The organism is Chitinimonas lacunae, from assembly GCF_042650885.1.
Classification (GTDB): Bacteria; Pseudomonadota; Gammaproteobacteria; order Burkholderiales; family Chitinimonadaceae; genus Chitinimonas_A; species Chitinimonas_A lacunae.
On sequence record NZ_JBHSBU010000001.1, the window covers coordinates 2140479 to 2156289 of the forward strand.

Annotated in this window: 15 protein-coding genes; 3 read left to right on the forward strand and 12 right to left on the reverse strand. The window is 62.6% G+C overall.

The window, feature by feature from the left end:
* Positions 1 to 2 precede the first annotated feature (2 nt).
* From ACFOW7_RS08720 to ald, 8 genes are all read right to left on the reverse strand, one after another.
* A complete protein-coding gene (locus tag ACFOW7_RS08720) occupies positions 3 to 905 on the reverse strand; it encodes an ABC transporter permease subunit (RefSeq protein WP_378163180.1) in 903 nt (300 codons plus the stop codon).
* Positions 902 to 1846 (reverse strand): ABC transporter permease subunit, encoded by a 945-nt coding sequence (locus ACFOW7_RS08725; RefSeq protein ID WP_378163182.1) that lies wholly within the window; start codon positions 1844 to 1846, stop codon positions 902 to 904. Before ACFOW7_RS08725 ends, ACFOW7_RS08720 begins: the two co-directional genes overlap by 4 nt.
* Positions 1843 to 2943: an ABC transporter ATP-binding protein gene (locus ACFOW7_RS08730; RefSeq protein WP_378167994.1), complete on the reverse strand. Its 1101-nt coding sequence runs from the start codon at positions 2941 to 2943 to the stop codon at positions 1843 to 1845. Before ACFOW7_RS08730 ends, ACFOW7_RS08725 begins: the two co-directional genes overlap by 4 nt.
* A 92-nt stretch (positions 2944 to 3035) precedes the next feature.
* Positions 3036 to 4115: an extracellular solute-binding protein gene (locus ACFOW7_RS08735; protein ID WP_378163184.1), complete on the reverse strand. Its 1080-nt coding sequence runs from the start codon at positions 4113 to 4115 to the stop codon at positions 3036 to 3038.
* Positions 4116 to 4614: 499 nt separating this feature from the next.
* The gene (locus tag ACFOW7_RS08740) at positions 4615 to 6051 is read right to left on the reverse strand and encodes an aspartate aminotransferase family protein (protein WP_378163186.1); all 1437 of its coding nucleotides are present in this window, start codon (positions 6049 to 6051) and stop codon (positions 4615 to 4617) included.
* A 74-nt stretch (positions 6052 to 6125) separates the two neighbouring features.
* Positions 6126 to 7454 carry a glutamine synthetase family protein gene (locus ACFOW7_RS08745; protein ID WP_378163188.1) on the reverse strand — a complete coding sequence of 443 codons (1329 nt, stop codon included), beginning with the start codon at positions 7452 to 7454 and terminating at the stop codon, positions 6126 to 6128.
* A gap of 93 nt (positions 7455 to 7547) precedes the next feature.
* Entirely contained in the window at positions 7548 to 8300 is a 753-nt protein-coding gene (locus tag ACFOW7_RS08750; RefSeq protein WP_378163190.1) for a gamma-glutamyl-gamma-aminobutyrate hydrolase family protein, read from the reverse strand.
* 58 nt (positions 8301 to 8358) lie between these two features.
* Positions 8359 to 9474 carry an alanine dehydrogenase gene (ald, locus tag ACFOW7_RS08755; RefSeq protein ID WP_378163193.1) on the reverse strand — a complete coding sequence of 372 codons (1116 nt, stop codon included), beginning with the start codon at positions 9472 to 9474 and terminating at the stop codon, positions 8359 to 8361.
* A gap of 293 nt (positions 9475 to 9767) precedes the next feature.
* On the opposite strand from ald, the gene ACFOW7_RS08760 reads away from it, so the two are divergent.
* Together ACFOW7_RS08760 and ACFOW7_RS08765 are read left to right on the forward strand one after the other, a co-directional pair.
* Positions 9768 to 10322 (forward strand): cupin domain-containing protein, encoded by a 555-nt coding sequence (locus ACFOW7_RS08760; protein ID WP_378163195.1) that lies wholly within the window; start codon positions 9768 to 9770, stop codon positions 10320 to 10322.
* A 46-nt stretch (positions 10323 to 10368) separates the two neighbouring features.
* Positions 10369 to 11859 (forward strand): aldehyde dehydrogenase, encoded by a 1491-nt coding sequence (locus ACFOW7_RS08765; RefSeq protein WP_378163197.1) that lies wholly within the window; start codon positions 10369 to 10371, stop codon positions 11857 to 11859.
* A gap of 401 nt (positions 11860 to 12260) precedes the next feature.
* Here ACFOW7_RS08765 and ACFOW7_RS08770 read toward each other — a convergent pair whose 3' ends face one another.
* Positions 12261 to 12677, reverse strand: a complete 417-nt coding sequence (locus ACFOW7_RS08770) for an ester cyclase (protein ID WP_378163199.1) — start codon at positions 12675 to 12677, stop codon at positions 12261 to 12263.
* Positions 12674 to 13654 carry an alcohol dehydrogenase catalytic domain-containing protein gene (locus ACFOW7_RS08775; protein WP_378163201.1) on the reverse strand — a complete coding sequence of 327 codons (981 nt, stop codon included), beginning with the start codon at positions 13652 to 13654 and terminating at the stop codon, positions 12674 to 12676. Before ACFOW7_RS08775 ends, ACFOW7_RS08770 begins: the two co-directional genes overlap by 4 nt.
* A gap of 97 nt (positions 13655 to 13751) precedes the next feature.
* Here ACFOW7_RS08775 and ACFOW7_RS08780 point away from each other — a divergent pair, with 97 nt between their 5' ends.
* The gene (locus tag ACFOW7_RS08780) at positions 13752 to 14690 is read left to right on the forward strand and encodes a LysR substrate-binding domain-containing protein (RefSeq protein ID WP_378163203.1); all 939 of its coding nucleotides are present in this window, start codon (positions 13752 to 13754) and stop codon (positions 14688 to 14690) included.
* A 120-nt stretch (positions 14691 to 14810) separates the two neighbouring features.
* Here ACFOW7_RS08780 and ACFOW7_RS08785 read toward each other — a convergent pair whose 3' ends face one another.
* Together ACFOW7_RS08785 and ACFOW7_RS08790 are read right to left on the reverse strand one after the other, a co-directional pair.
* Complete coding sequence (locus ACFOW7_RS08785; RefSeq protein WP_378163205.1) at positions 14811 to 15389, reverse strand: YiiX/YebB-like N1pC/P60 family cysteine hydrolase; 579 nt, start codon at positions 15387 to 15389, stop codon at positions 14811 to 14813.
* 55 nt (positions 15390 to 15444) lie between these two features.
* Positions 15445 to 15666, reverse strand: coding sequence for a YgaP family membrane protein (locus ACFOW7_RS08790; protein ID WP_378163207.1), 222 nt, complete (start codon positions 15664 to 15666; stop codon positions 15445 to 15447).
* Positions 15667 to 15811: the final 145 nt, after the last annotated feature.

Here is a 15811-nt window from a genome sequence, read left to right on the forward strand (position 1 = left end):
GCTTATTCCTGCTTATCGGTCCCTGCGGCCGCGGCCTGGATGGCACGGTCACGTTTGGCCTGGGCCGACAGCATCAGCCGGTTGGAAATCACCACAAAGCTGGTGACGATCACGATCACGATGGTGGCCAGTGCATTGATCTCGGGCGTGAGACCCAGCCGGATCGAGGAGAAGATCCACTGTGGCATGGTGGTTGACCCCGGGCCGGACAGGAAGGCGGTCAGCACATAGTCGTCGAGCGACAGGGTAAAGCTGAGCAGCCAGCCCGCCACCAGCGCCTGCGAAATCACCGGCAGGGTGATCACGAAGAACACCTTGAACGGATGGCAACCCAGGTCCATCGCCGCGTCTTCGAGCGACTGGTCCATTTCCTTCAGTCGCGACTGCACCAGCACCGCCACATAGGCCATGCAGAGCGTGGTGTGGCCGATCCAGATCGTGATCATGCCGCGCTCGCCGAACAGCCAGCAGCCCAGCCGCTGCAACAGCCCCATCTGAGCCGGATCGCCGCAGGCCAGGCCCGTCTGCAAGGCCACGAACAGCAGGAGCATCGACAGGCCGACGATCACCTCGGGCATCACCATCGGTGCCGTGGTCATCCCGGCAAACAGCGAATGTCCGCGGAAACGGGTAAAGCGCGCCAGTACGAAACCGGCGATCGTCCCCAGCACCACGGCCAGCGTGGCCGACAGGAAGGCAATCTGGAACGACAGTTTGGCGGCCGCCAGCAGCACATCGTCGTTGAGCAGCACCTCGTACCATTTGAGCGAGAAGCCGCCCCAGACCGTGACCAGGCGCGATTCGTTGAACGAATAGATCACCAGGCTCAGGATCGGCGCATACAGGAACAGAAAGCCCAGCCACATATAGAGCTTGTTGCTGAGCGGCATACGACGGGCGCTCATTTGCCGGCCTCCTGCTGCTTCATCTCGAAACGATGGAACCAGATGATCGGTGCGATCAGCAGCGCCAGCATGGTGACCGCCACGGCAGACGCCTGCGGCCAGTCGAGGTTGGCGCCGAAGTCGTCCATCAGCTTGTTGCCGATAAACACCACATCGCCACCGCCCAGCAGGGCCGGGATCACGTACTCGCCCACGGCCGGAATGAACACCATCATCGAGCCGGCGATAATGCCGGCTTTCGACAGCGGTAGCGTGATCGAGACAAAGGTGGTCCAGGGCTTGGCACCCAGATCGGCCGCCGCTTCGAACAGCCGACCGTCGAGTTTGGTCAGATGGGCATAAAGCGGCAGGATCATGAACGGCAGATAGTTGTACACCATGCCCAGCAGCACCGAGAACGGGGTATAGAGCAGTTGCAGCGGCTCATCGATCAGCCCCAGCCCCAGCAGCAGATTATTGAGCACCCCGTTGTCCTTGAGGATGCCGATCCAGGCGTAGACCCGTAACAGGAACGAGGTCCAGAACGGGATCATCACCATCATCAGCAGGGTATTGCGGGTGGCCTCGTCGGCGCGGGCGATATTGTAGGCCAGCGGATAACCGATCAGCAGACAGCAGACAGTGGTCAGGAAGGCGAGTTTGAGCGCATTCCAGTAGGCCACCACATACTGGCTCTGGGTCTTGGCCTCCTCCCAGTCGCCCGTGGCAAACGCCTTGATCTCGTCGCTGATGGTCTGATACTTGGTGGTATCGAGCGTCAGGGTGATCTTGTTGTCGACCTGCTGCACCAGCGGGGTATAGGGCGGCTGGGTGATGTCGGGCTCGGCAAAGCTGATCTTCAGCACGAACAGAAACGGCAGCACAAAGAAGAACAGCAGCCACACATAAGGCACCGCGATCACCGCAAAGCGCCCTGACGGCAGAAAGCGGCGCAGCTTCATGATGTCAGCACCACCCCGGCGTCGTTACGCCAGCGCAGGAAGATCGGCTCGCCCCAGCTGGCCGGGCTCTGGTCGCCCCAGTGGCTCGACGGCACGCTGACGATCACCACCCGACCCGACGGCAGCTTGATATGGTAGGTCGAGTGGCTGCCCATATAGGCAATATCGTGGACTTCGCCCTTGAACCAGTTGTAGCGGCCTTCGGGCTGCTGGCGGCACAGCACGATGTCCTCGGGCCGCACCGAGTACCACAGCTGCATGCCCTGCGGCCCGGTCACGCCATGATCGACATAGACCTGGTTATGCAGCTCGGGACAATCGATGATGATATGGCCCGGCTCATCGACGGCCAGCGAACCTTCGAAGATATTGGTCGAACCGATGAATTCGGCGGTAAAGCGGCAATTGGGAAACTCGTAGATCTCGCGCGGACTGCCGACCTGCTTGAGCTTGCCCTCCGACATCACGGCGATGCGCTTGGACATCGTCATCGCCTCTTCCTGGTCGTGCGTCACCATGATGCAGGTGACGCCGACCGACTCGATCACATTGACCAGTTCAAGCTGGGTCTGCACCCGCAGCTTCTTGTCGAGCGCGCCGAGCGGCTCGTCGAGCAGCAGCAGCTTGGGGCGCTTGGCCAGCGAACGAGCCAGCGCCACACGCTGCTGCTGGCCGCCCGACAGTTGATGCGGCTTGCGTTGGCCATACTGGCGCATCTGTACCAAATCGAGCATCTTTTCGACCCGCGCCTCGATCTCGTCGCGCGGCAGCTTGTCCTGCTTCAGGCCAAACGCCACGTTCTGGGCCACGGTCATATGCGGAAACAGGGCATAGGACTGGAACATCATATTGACCGGGCGCCGATACGGCGGCAGATCGGTGATATCTTCGCCATCGAGCAGAATGCGCCCGTCGGTCGGCGTCTCCATCCCGGCCAGCATGCGCAGCAGGGTCGATTTGCCCGAGCCGGAGCTGCCGAGCAAGGCGAAGATTTCATTCTTCGGAATCACCAGATCGACATCGTCGACCGCGTAGAAGGCGCCAAACTTCTTAGTGACGCCCTTGATCTGCAAATAATTTTGTCGACCGGCGTCCAGGCCGGCCGGGGTCGGTTCCACCGCCACGATCACAACTCCCTCACTGAGGCCCGAGGAAACAATCGGCCGGTCTGATAACCGGCCGACAGCGCTTACTTCGATGCTTTGAATTTATTGAAATAGCTGATGATCAGCTTCTGATCCTTGGGTGCCAGCGGTTTTCTCGGCTGTAGCGTAGCCAGCGCCTTGGGCGTCAGGTAGATCTTGGGATCGGCCGCGATCCTCTTGTCGACAAAGGGCGTCGCCTTGAGGTTGGGATTCGCGTAATTGACCTTGTTGGATATCTCGGCCGCCACCCGGGGTTCGAGGATATGGTTGATCCACTTGTGCGCCCATTCGGCATTCTGCGCATCCCGGGGAATCGCCATGCTGTCGATCCACACCACCGTTCCCTTGGATGGCACCACATAATCGATATTTTGCCCGTTCTTCGCCTCGATGGCACGGTTCCTGGCGATATAGACGTCGCCGCTGTAGGCCATCGCCACACAGACGTCGCCATTGGCAAGCAGATCGATCGGGGAATTATTGAACAGCCGGATATCGGCTCGGACCTTTTTCAGCACTTCGTTATTGTGCTTGAGCGCCGCTTCGGAGAAATCGTTGGCGTCGCGCCCCAGGTGGATATTGAGCATGGCGTAGGCGTCGCTGCCGCCATCCATCCAGGCGATGCCGCACTGGCGCAGCCGCGAGGTGTAGCGGGGATTGAACAGCAGCTCCCACTCGTCGCTGGGCAACGGCTCGTTGCCCAGTGCCTTCTTGACCTTGTCGACATTGATGCCGAAGGCCGTGGTGCCCCACATATACGGCACCAGATACTGATTGCCCGGGTCGGCCACTTCGACCTTTCTGAGGATTTCCGGGTCGAGATTGGGCCAGTTGGGCAGCTTGCTGCGGTCGAGCTTGAGATAGACGCCCGAGGCCACTTGCTTGGCGGCGAATTCCAGCGTCGGCACCACGATGTCGTAGCCCGATTTGCCGGTCATCAACTTGGCCTGCAACACCTCGTTGCTGTCGTAGACATCGTATTTGACCCGCACCCCGTGCTGCTTCTCGAACTCGGCCACCGTGTTGTCGCCGATATAGTCGCTCCAGTTGTAGATATTGAGCCGGCCTGCGGCCTCGGCGGTGGTGGCCAGCGCAAGCGAAGCGGCCAGTAGACTGCGCAACATAGAAGACTCCCTGGGCTGGACCGGCAGGGCGACGCCCTGCCCGGTCGCCGCAGCCGCCATCGGCGGCCGGCGGGCGGGTTGACGGGTGTTGCTACGGCAATCCTACAGGGCAGGCGGAAGGTTACGACAGAAAATATTTAATATTCAATAATCATCGCAATATATCTTGCAATGAGTTAGACATATTATTTTCCATATAAGTCACCCCCACCCATTTGCCAGCCAAACCGGCAGGCTGATACCGATCCGCTTCCCTTCAGCGTCCCAGCGCCCTGGCTTGCAGGGAAAGCCGGCTCGAAGCCGTCATCCGGTCTTGCTCTCACGGCCATGACAGCAGGACCACCTGGCATGACGCTGCGGGTGACAGCAAGTCAGACAATGGACGCCTGCCGGTCCCTCCGGCCGCTCCGGAACGTTGTCAGGTTCCGGACCGCCCGTGATCAGGCCCGATCGACCGGTTGGTCGGGGGCCGGGACGCCATGGCTGGCGCAAAGCGGTATCAGGCCTTGCCCAGCTCGCGGGCGGTGAGGCCGATACAGCGGGCGGCTTTTTCCACCAGCTCGTCGATTTCGCTGCGGTTGATCACCAGCGGCGGCGACAGCAACATCCGGTCGGCGGTGGCCCGCATGATCAGGTTGTTCTTGAAGCAGAAGTCGCGGCACAGCGTACCGATCTCCCAGGCATTCTCGAACCGGCCACGGCTGGCCTTGTCGCTGGTGAGCTGGATACCGGCCACCAGACCTGCGCCGTCCACGCCACCGACCAGCGGCGAATCGGCCAGCGCTTCGCGCAGTGCCTGCTGGAAGTACGGACCGGTGTCGGTCTTGACCCGCTCGATGATGCCTTCGTCACGCAGCAGCTTGATATTGGCGATGGCAATGGCGGCAGCGACCGGATGGCCCGAATAGGTCAGGCCGTGGTTGAAGTCGCCGGCGGCGATCAGCACATCGGCCACATGGCGCTTGAGCGCCACCGCCCCCATCGGCACATAGCCCGAAGTGAGGCCCTTGGCCAGCGTCATGGTGTCGGGGGTGAAGCCGAAATGCTGATGGGCGAACCATTCGCCGGTACGGCCAAAGCCGCCGATCACTTCGTCGGCGCACAGCAAGATGTCGTACTTGCGGCAGATCCGTTCGATCTCGGGCCAGTAGTTGGCCGGCGGGAAGATCACCCCACCCGCGCCCTGGAACGGCTCGCCGATAAAGGCGGCCACCTTGTCGGCGCCGAGTTCGAGAATCTTGGCTTCGAGCTCACGGGCGCGGGCGAGGCCGAATTCCTCCAGCGTCTGCTCGCCGCCTTCGGCATACCAGTAGGGCTGGTTGATATGCACGATATATGGCACCTGGGCCGGCATCTGCTCATGCATATAGCCCATGCCGCCCAGGGTGGCACCGGCGATGGTCGAGCCGTGGTAGCCGTTGCGGCGCGAGATCACATACTTCTTGTCGGGCTGACCCTTGGCGCGCCAGTACTGGTGGACGATGCGCAGCGTGGTGTCGTTGCCTTCGGAACCCGAGTTGCAATAGAAGAAGTGTTCGAAACCTTCGGGCGCCACCTCGGACAGCAGCTGCGACAGCTCGATCACCGGCGGGTGGGTGGTCTTGAAAAAGGTATTGTAATAAGGCAGTTCCAGCATCTGCCGATAGGCGATCTCGGCCAGATCGGTGCGGCCGTAGCCGACGTTGACGCACCACAGCCCGGCCATGCCATCGATAATCTTATTGCCGTCGGAATCCCACAGATAAACGCCCTGGGCGCGGGTGATCACCCGGCTGCCGGCCTGGTTGAGCGCGCCCATATCGGAGAACGGGTGCAGATGGTGGGCGGCATCCATGGTCTGCCATTCGCGGGTCTCGCGGGCGGCGTAAAGGCCGGCGGCCTGCTGCCGCGACTCGGCGACAATGGCGGGACGACGGTTGTCGAAAAGCGGATTCATTATTTTCTCCTATACCCGGCCGTCTGTAGCGGACGGCCGTAACACGACTCGGCGCCGGCGCGGCGCGCCGAGCATCATACGTGCAACAGCAGGTGCTGACGTTCCCACGAGCTGATCACCCGGAAGAACGTGTCGTATTCCTTTTCCTTGACCGCACAGTAGGCATTGACGAAGTCGCGGCCCAGCACGCTGGCGATATCGGTCGAGTCGCGCATCATTTCGATCGCGTCCTCCAGATGGCGTGGCAATTCGTAGTCGAGGTCATAGCCCGAGGTCGACATCGGCTCGGTCGGCTTGAGGCCCTGCACCATGCCCAGATAACCGCAGGCCAGGGTGGCGGCCATGGCGAGATAGGGGTTGACGTCGACGCCAGGCACGCGGTTTTCGATCCGCCGGGCCTCGGGGCTCGAATTGGGCACCCGGATGCCCACGGTGCGGTTGTCGTAGCCCCATTGCAGATTGATCGGCGCAGCGGTGAAGCGGCTCAGGCGCCGGTAGGAATTCACAAACGGCGCAAAGATCGGCATCAGCTGCGGCATATAGGTCTGCAAGCCGGCGATATAGCTATGGAACAGGTCGGACGGGCTGCCGTCGGCATTGGAGAAGATATTGCGGCCGCTGGCGTCGACGATGCTCTGGTGCACATGCATGGCGCTGCCGGGCTCTTCCTGCATCGGCTTGGCCATGAAGGTGGCGTAGATGTTGTGGCGCAGGGCCGTTTCGCGCACCACGCGCTTGAACAGGAACACCCGGTCGGCCAGATCGAGCGCATCGCCATGGACGAAGTTGATCTCCATCTGCGCCGCGCCGACTTCGTGGATCAGGGTGTCGATATCGAGCTGCATGGCGTCACAGTACTCGTAGACATCTTCAAAGAACGGGTCGAACTCGTTGACCGCGTCGATGCTGTACGACATGCGTCCGCTCTCGGCCCGGCCGGTACGGCCGATCGGTGGCCGCAAGGGCTCGTTGGGGTCGGTATTGCGCTCGATCAGGTAGAACTCGAGTTCGGGTGCCACCACCGGCTGCCAGCCGCGCGCCTCGAACAGCTTGAGGATCTTGCGCAGCACATAGCGGGGCGAGATTTCGACCGGGCTGCCGTCGAAATGGATGCAGTCATGGATCACCAGCGCAGTCGGGTCTTCGGCCCAGGGCACCATCCGCACGGTGGCGGGGTCGGGCACACACACCATGTCGGGGTCGGTCGGGCCGGTGATATTGTCGTCGTCGGGCCAGTCGCCGGTGACGGTCTGAATGATCACCACCTTGGGCAGACGCATATTGCCCGAGTTGAACTGGGATTTCGGCAAGATCTTGCCGCGTGCCATCCCGGTCATATCGGGGATGATGCACTCGACTTCGGTAATGCCGTGGTCTCGGAAGAATTCCTGGAACTTGTCCATATCGCAAACGCCGCCGGGGGGCGGCCCTCCGCTAAGCCACTTGGCAAGCCCGCCGGGACACGGCGGGTTTGCCGAGTCGCTCGGTTGATGGCGCTAGCGCGCCGCCTGATGACGCCGACAGGCCTCGCCGAATGCCGCAAACAAGGCAGTGGACAAGGGGTTGTCAGCGTACTTCCATTCGGGATGCCACTGGGTCGCGAGGGTAAAGCCTGAGGCATTGCCGACCGAGAATGCCTCGACCAGGCCATCGGGCGCCACCGCTTCGGCCACAAGGCCGGCACCCAGGCGCTCGACGCCCTGGTTATGGATCGAATTCACCGAATATTCGCGCAGGCCCGTCAGCCGCTCGACCAGACCACCTTCCGGGAAACGTACCGGATGGGCCGGGCCGTACTGGATGTCGAGATCGGCCGCCTCGTCTTCGCGATGGTCGAGCATGCCGGGCGTTTCATGCACCTTCTGGAGCAGGCTGCCGCCGTAGGCCACGTTCATTTCCTGAAAGCCGCGGCAGATCGCAAACAGCGGCACGCCGCGCGCCACGGCCGCCCGGATCAGCGGCAAGGTGGTGGCGTCGCGGTCGGTATCGAGCGTCTGGCCTTCGGGCAGCAGCGGGCCGCCGTAATGGCGCGGCTCGACCATCGAAACGCTGCCGGTCAGCAGCAGGCCGTCCACCATCTCCAGCGTCTGCTCGAGGTCGAGCCGGTCGCCAAAGGCGGGCAGCAAGATGGCGTGACAACCGGCACCGCCTACCACCGCATCGATATATTTATGGCCGACGCAGTGGAAAGGATGGGCGCCGAGCATCTTGCGATCAGCGACCAGGGCGACTACCGGTTTGCGCGACATGGTGAATTCTCTCTTTCTGGAAATCGCCGCGACAGGCCCCGCCCGTCGCGGCCGGGGGTCAGTTCAGGATTTGCTCGGCCGGGACATAGACGTAGCCCAGATCCTGGGCCACTGCTGCATAAGTCACCTTGCCTTCGCAGACATTGAGGCCGTTGCGCAGATGGATATCGTCGCGCAGGGCCTGACGCCAGCCCTTGTTGGCCAGTGCCACCGCAAACGGCAGCGTGGCATTGGTCAGGGCCATGGTGGAGGTGCGGGCCACGCCGCCTGGCATATTGGCCACGCAGTAGTGGGTGATGCCGTCCACCACATAGGTCGGATCCTGGTGGGTGGTGGCGCGCGAGGTTTCGAAACAGCCGCCCTGGTCGATGGCCACATCGACCAGCACCGAACCCTGCTTCATCAGCGCCAGCATGGCGCGCGTCACCAGCTTGGGCGCGGCCGCGCCCGGGATCAGCACGGCGCCGATCACCGCGTCGGCCTCGCGCAGTTCGTTTTCGATGGCGTCCTGGGTCGAATAGAGGGTCTTGATCCGGCCGCCGAAATCGTTGTCGATCTCTTTGAGCCGGGGCAGCGAACGGTCGAGCAGGGTGACATCGGCACCCAGGCCGGCCGCCATGCGGGCAGCGTTAATACCGACCACCCCGCCGCCGATTACCGTGACATGGCCAGGCGCCACCCCTGGCACGCCGCCCAGCAGCACGCCCGAGCCGCCCTGGGATTTTTCCAGCGCCCGCGCGGCGGCCTGGATGGCCATCCGGCCAGCCACTTCCGACATCGGCGCGAGCAGCGGCAGACCGCCACGGGCGTCGGTCACGGTTTCGTAGGCAATCGCGATGGCACCCGAATCGACCAGGCCACGACACTGTTCGGGATCGGGTGCTAGATGAAGATAGGTAAAGAGGATCTGGCCCGGACGCAGCATGGCGCATTCGACCGGCTGCGGTTCCTTGACCTTGATGATCATATCGGCTTCGCCGAACACCGCCGCCGCGTCAGGGACGATACGGGCGCCAGCGGCGATATATTGCTGGTCGGAAAAGCCGATGGCAGTGCCGGCATTGGCCTGGACCAGCACTTCATGGCCGTGGCCATGCAATTCTTTGACGCCAGCCGGGGTCAGGCCGACGCGGTATTCATGGTTTTTGATTTCCTTGGGCACGCCGATGCGCATGATGTCGTCTCCGATTTTTATGGTCGCGGCGCCGACCTCCCCGGTCGGGCGATGGCACCGTGTGGGTGCGTCCAAGATATTGAACGCACTCGGGCGGGGCATTGTAAAACATATTGAACAACCCCCCGGGCACCTGCGGGATAATCATGCCTGCTGCAACGCAACAATCTATTTTTTAAGCACTTTTTCCCGAGTCGCTGGTCGATTCTAGCTTGCGGCCGTATAATTTTGCAACCGAGGCCGTTTAGAATTTTCGACAGGCGGTTATGGCAGGATTCAGCGAGGAAAAACTCATGTCAGTCGAAGTCAGTACCCGGCTCCGCTTCCTGCGCGAGAAGCACGGTCTATCCCAGCGAGAGCTGGCCAAACGTGCCGGCGTCACCAATAGCACGATCTCCCTGATCGAACAGAACCGGGTCAGTCCGAGCGTCTCCTCACTCAAGAAGGTGCTCGAAGGACTGCCGATGACTCTGGCCGAATTTTTTACTTTCGATCTGGAGCAGCCAGCTCAGCCATCTCCCTTCTTTAGCCGCGACGAGATGCCCGATATCGGCGGCGACGATGTGGCCTTCTTTCTGGTCGGCCACGGCCTGAAAAACCGCCAGATCACCATGCTGCGCGAAATCTACGAACCGGGCAGCGACACCGGCGCCGAAATGCTCAAGCACGAAGGCCAGGAATGCGGCGTGGTGGTACGCGGCGAGATCGAGCTGACCGTGGGCAACCAGTCGCGCATCCTCAGCCCGGGCGATGGTTATTATTTCGAATCGAACCAGCCGCACCGTTTTCGCAATATCGGCCACGAAGAAGCCGAGATCGTCAGCGCCAATTCCCTTCCCAATTTCTAGATCCGCTCCCGCCTGGGCGGGATCGGCTTTCCCACGGAGACAGCAGATGCCCCAACAAGACCTCGCCTTCTGGCAGTCCCGCGCCGCCGCGCTCGCGATCGAAGGCCGCGCCTTTATCGATGGCAGCTACCGCGACAGCGCCAGCGGCCGCCAGTTCGATTGCATCAGCCCGATCGACGGCCGCCGGCTCACGGCCATTGCCGACTGTGCCGCCGCCGATGTCGATGCCGCCGTCGCCGCCGCCCGCCGCAGCTTCGAAGCGCGCGAATGGGCCGGACTCAAGCCACGCGAACGTAAAAAGACCCTGCTGCGCTTTGCCGCCCTGATCCGCCAGCATGCCGAGGAACTGGCACTGCTCGAAACGCTCGACGCCGGCAAACCAATTGGCGATACCACCAGCGTAGACATTCCCGGCGCCGCCTACTGCGTCGAGTGGTATGCCGAAGCCATCGACAAGGTCGGCGGTGAAGTGGTGCCGGCCGATCCGCATCTGGTCGGTCTGGTGACGCGTGAGCCGGTCGGGGTGGTGGCCTGTGTGGTGCCGTGGAATTTCCCGCTGCTGATGGCCGCCTGGAAATTCGCCCCGGCACTGGCGGCCGGTAATTCGGTGGTGCTGAAGCCGTCGGAGAAGTCGCCGCTGACCGCGATCCGGGTCGCCGCCCTGGCGCTTGAAGCCGGCGTGCCGCCCGGTGTCTTCAATGTGGTGCCCGGTGGAGGCGAAGCCGGCAAGCTGCTGGCGCTGCATATGGATGTCGATTGTCTGGCGTTCACCGGTTCGACCGCGGTCGGCAAGCAGATCATGCAGTATGCCGGCCAGTCGAATCTGAAGCGGGTCTGGCTGGAGCTGGGCGGCAAGTCGCCCAATATCGTGCTGCCCGATTGCCCCGACTTCGACCGCGCCGCCCGCTCGGCCGCCGGCGCCATCTTCTACAACATGGGCGAGATGTGTACGGCCGGTTCGCGCCTGCTGGTCCATCGCGATATCAAGGAGATGTTCCTCGACAAGGTGCTGGAACAGGCCGCGCAGTGGAAACCCGGTCATCCGCTCGACCCGAACACCGCCATGGGTGCCATCGTCGACCAGATCCAGCTCGACCGCGTGCTTGGCTATATCGAAGCAGGCCGGGCCGAATCCAGGCTGCTGTGCGGCGGCACCCGTACCCTGAGCGATAGCGGCGGTTTCTATATCGAGCCCACCGTATTCGACGCCCGGCCCGAACATCGCATCGCCCGTGAAGAGATTTTCGGCCCGGTGCTGTCGGTGATCGGTTTCGACGACCTCGACCAGGCGATCGGGCTCGCCAACGACAGCGAATACGGCCTTGCCGCCGCCGTCTGGACCCAGAACCTCACCACCGCCCACGAAGTCTCGCGCCGTCTGCGCGCCGGCACGGTCTGGGTCAATTGCTACGACGAAGGGGGCGATATGAACTTCCCGTTCGGCGGCTACAAGCAGTCGGGCAACGGCCGCGATAAGAGCCTGCATGCGCTGGAGAAGTACACCGAACTCAAATCGACGCTGCTGCGTCTGCGCTGAGCCAGCACCCTCCTGTCGATCTGACCGGATCGGCAGAGTGCAAGAGGAGAGACGCTCCAGGCATGACGCCAGGAGCCTCTCCCACAACAAAATTAAAATAATATGAAAACTCATTGCAAGTATTATTGCCACGCACAGACAAAAATAAAAGCCAGGCTGATTTCCTGTCTTTCTCCTCCCCACCCTTCCTTGATCCCACAGAAAACCGGTCTCCAAGCTCTGCAAGCGCCAGCCCGTCCTCTGCCTCATCCCCGCCCCACCGCTCAACGACTTCCGCACAGACCGCTTCGCCTTGATACACGGTCCAGGTAAATCGTTTACGGAGGCGTAACGGTCAGGTTGGCAGGGCTGCTGAGGCGGAGTCAGAAAGCGAGGCCGGACACACCGAGAGGTCGTCTTGCTCAGGCTGCCATGGATTCCCTGATCTGTAGCGCCTTGCCCATGCGGTCGATCTGGATGTGATAGGCGACGATCTGGCCGTACTCGACCCGATAGACCGCGCTGGCGATTTCCGTCAGTGGCACCTCCTTGCCATCGCCGAGCCGGTGCCAGCCTGTCTGTTGCCAGCGCACATAGACCTTGTCGCCTTCGGCCAGCAATTCCTCGATCTCGACTTCGAACGGCCCGTGCGCCGCCCACATCTCGCGCACATGCCCGGCATATTCAGCCGGACTGAGGCTTACCCTATGAGGCGCCTCGGCCTGGACCTGATGGGCCCGCACCAGCGGCGCCATCCAATGGGCTGCCCGTTCGGGCTGGCGGCCTGAGCGCACTTCTTCGATAAAGCGGCGCACCACTTCCTTGGGGGTCAGGCTCATTGGGCCGCTCCGATATGGAGCAGCAGCTTGCCCTGGCGCTGGCGCGATGCCAGTTCGAGATGGGCAGCGGCGGCTTCTTCAAGCGCAAAGACGCCGGCGACCTGCGCCAGGGTTGGCGACTGGCGCAGCTGGGCGAATACCCGTTCGGCCCGCTCGGCCAGTCGTAGCGGATCGCGCAGGAAGTGAGGCAGGGTCGGTCGGCTCAGCGTGGCGGATTTGGCCATCAGGCGCAGTGGATCGACCGGTGCCACCGGCCCGCTGGCGGCACCGTACAGAATCAGATGACCACACGGGGCCAGCGCCGCCAGCGACTGGTCGAAGGTGGCAGCGCCTATGCTGTCGAAGATCCAGCGCAGGCCGTCGTGCCCGGCCGCCTCGCAGGCCAAGGCCGGCCATTGCGGATCGTTGCTGGAGAGCGCCGTGGCCCCTGACTGCTCAAGCCAGGCCCGTTTCTCGGCAGTGGAAGCCAAGGCAATGACCGGTACGCCGCGCGCCACCAGTTGCGGCACCAGCCAGCGGCCGACCCCGCTTGTGCCGGCATGGACCAGCGCCCAGCCCGGACGCTCGGGCGTAACCGTGGCCACATCGCGCAGCAGCATGTCGGCGGTCATGCCCTGCTCGAGCACGGTGGCGGCATCACGCAGTGAAATATCCTCGGGAACGGCGACCAGAGCCCCCTCGGGCAAGGCAATCTGCTCGGCATAGCAGCCTTGGCCCAGTGCGGCGCAGGCCACGCGGTCGCCCACCGAGAAGCGGCTGCCAGGCGGCGCATAGGCGACCCGGCCGGCAGCTTCGATACCCAGCGTCAAGGGCAATTCCAGACCGGGATAGCGGCCTTCGCGCTGGTAGGCGTCGACAAAGTTGATGCCGGCGTAGGCAATGTCGATCACCACCCGGCTATGCTGTGCGGGGGCGGCGATCGATTCGGTGACGATGACTTCGGGTCCGCCGTGGCGGTGGAGTCGGGCTGCACGCATGATGGGCTCGCGGAAGTGGATTACCACGCCATCTTGCTGTGATATATACCGGCAAAAAAGCCGAATTTCGGCACAATCATCGTGAGCAAAACGCACAATGAAACCGCTTCCGACTTTGACCTGCCTGCAAGCCTTTGAAGCGGCAGCGCGCCTGGGCAGCTTTACGGCAGCGGCCCGGGAAAGGCATCTGAGCCATAGTGCGATCAGCCGGCATATCCAGACGCTGGAACACTGGTGCGATGCCCCGCTGTTTGCACGCGAAGGGCCAAGGATCGCCCTGACGCCCGCAGGCCATGCGCTGGCGCAGCGACTGGCCGATCCGCTGCATTCGCTCTATCAGGCGCTGTGCTCGCCGCAGGAAGTGCTGGCGGTGCAGCCGCTCAAGGTATTCACCTTGTCCTCGATTGCCGGCAGTTGGCTATTGCCACGGCTGGCGGCGTTCCAGCAGCGCCATCCGGCCGTCGAGCTGTCGATCGAGACGGGTCACGAGATGATCAATCTGCCGCCGCACCAGCCAACCGTGGCGCTGCGCTACGGCACCTTCAGCCGGGCCGGGCTTGCCACCGATCTGCTGTTCAGCGAACGGTTCAGCGTGGCGGCCACGCCGGCCTGGTTCGAGCAATACGGCACCCAGCCCGAACACTGGCCTGCCCCCCAGATGCTGCGCCACCAAAGCACCCCCTGGCCCAGCCACGCCCCCGGCCCAGGCCGCCAGCGCCCGGCTCTGCCGCTGGCCAGTGGCATCGAATTCAACGACATGATGCTGCTGATCGAAGCGGCAACGCAGGGGCTGGGCGTAGGCTGGATGCGCACGGGGCTCGCCCAGTCGTATTTCCGCTCGGGGCAGCTGCGCAGGCTCGAAGGATTCAGCGCCGACAACGACAAGTTCTATTGGCTGGCCTATCGCAGCGAACTCGCCAGCCACCCGACCATTGCCGCCTTTCGCGATTGGTTGTTGCAGGAAGCGCGTGGAGGGTTTGGCACCGAACAGCCTGCTGAGCCAGGACAAACCGCACCGGCCCGGAACCCGGGCTAGTACCTTTGCGGAAGAGTCGGAGGTCAGCAGGTCCAGCCACCGCGTATCAGGTTGAGACCATCAAGCCCTCGGCATGGCCTTTCCGTCTGCTCAGCCAGCCGATGCAGTTTGTCCTCCCATTTAGGACAACAACTCGAACAAAGGCCGCACCTTCTCATCGGCGGCGATATTTTCGGGGAACAGAAAGCCATGGCGGTTGGGCTGGAAACGCACGCCGATATCGCGAAAGCACACATCGACGAATTCGGAGCAGATATAGGCGTCGTCGTCGCGGTGCTTGCCCAGGCCCAGCGTGATGCGGGCCAGGATCCGGCCGATTTCGTTCTTGTCGTAGCGGCGGTTGAGCCGGTCGGTGGCGTTGCCCATCATCAGATCGAGCTGGCTCTCGCTGAAGGCCTGGTCGTAGCGGGCAAGGAACAGGCGGCCGCTGTAGGGCTCACCCGAGTTTTCGTAATCGTTGAGGTAATGGCTGAGCGGCACGGCGCGCACGCCGTCGTCTTCGACGCTCTCCAGCAGCAGAATGCGCGACTTCCAGAAAAAGATAATGCCGACATGGCTGAAGATCGAATCGGAGAAGTGCTCGATGATCCGACTGACGGGATAGTTGCCCGAGGCCAGGAACAAGTCGCCCGGCCGGATCAGACTGCGCACGTCGGCATAGCGCCGCTGTTCGATCTGCTGGAATTTCTGGGTGCCCATGATCGTCCTCCTCCTGCTTGGCGGTGGTGCCCTGCCCGCTTCAATCTGGCACGACTCAGCGCAGGAAGGGGAAGCGTCGGCCGATGACCGCGCAGGTCGGGCAAAAGCCGGTCAGGCCGGTAAATACCGCCGCGCCCGCCACGCCCAGTACCGGCCAGCGCAGCCAGGCTTCGGCGATGTCGTAGCACAGCAAACCAAGCGTCACACCAGCCACCACCCGCACTATCCGCTCCCACAAGGGCAGATTGCTTGGGAACTTGCCTTGGATCGTCATCATGGTCCTGTCCTCCTGGACGGGTAGCCTCACTACCCTCGTCTGCATGCTTGGATACTAGCAAGCACACCGGAGAATGCAGGAAAAGGACTAATGGATAAAATAATCAGCCAAATCTATTCAATGCCCTTATCCGAACAATTAAATT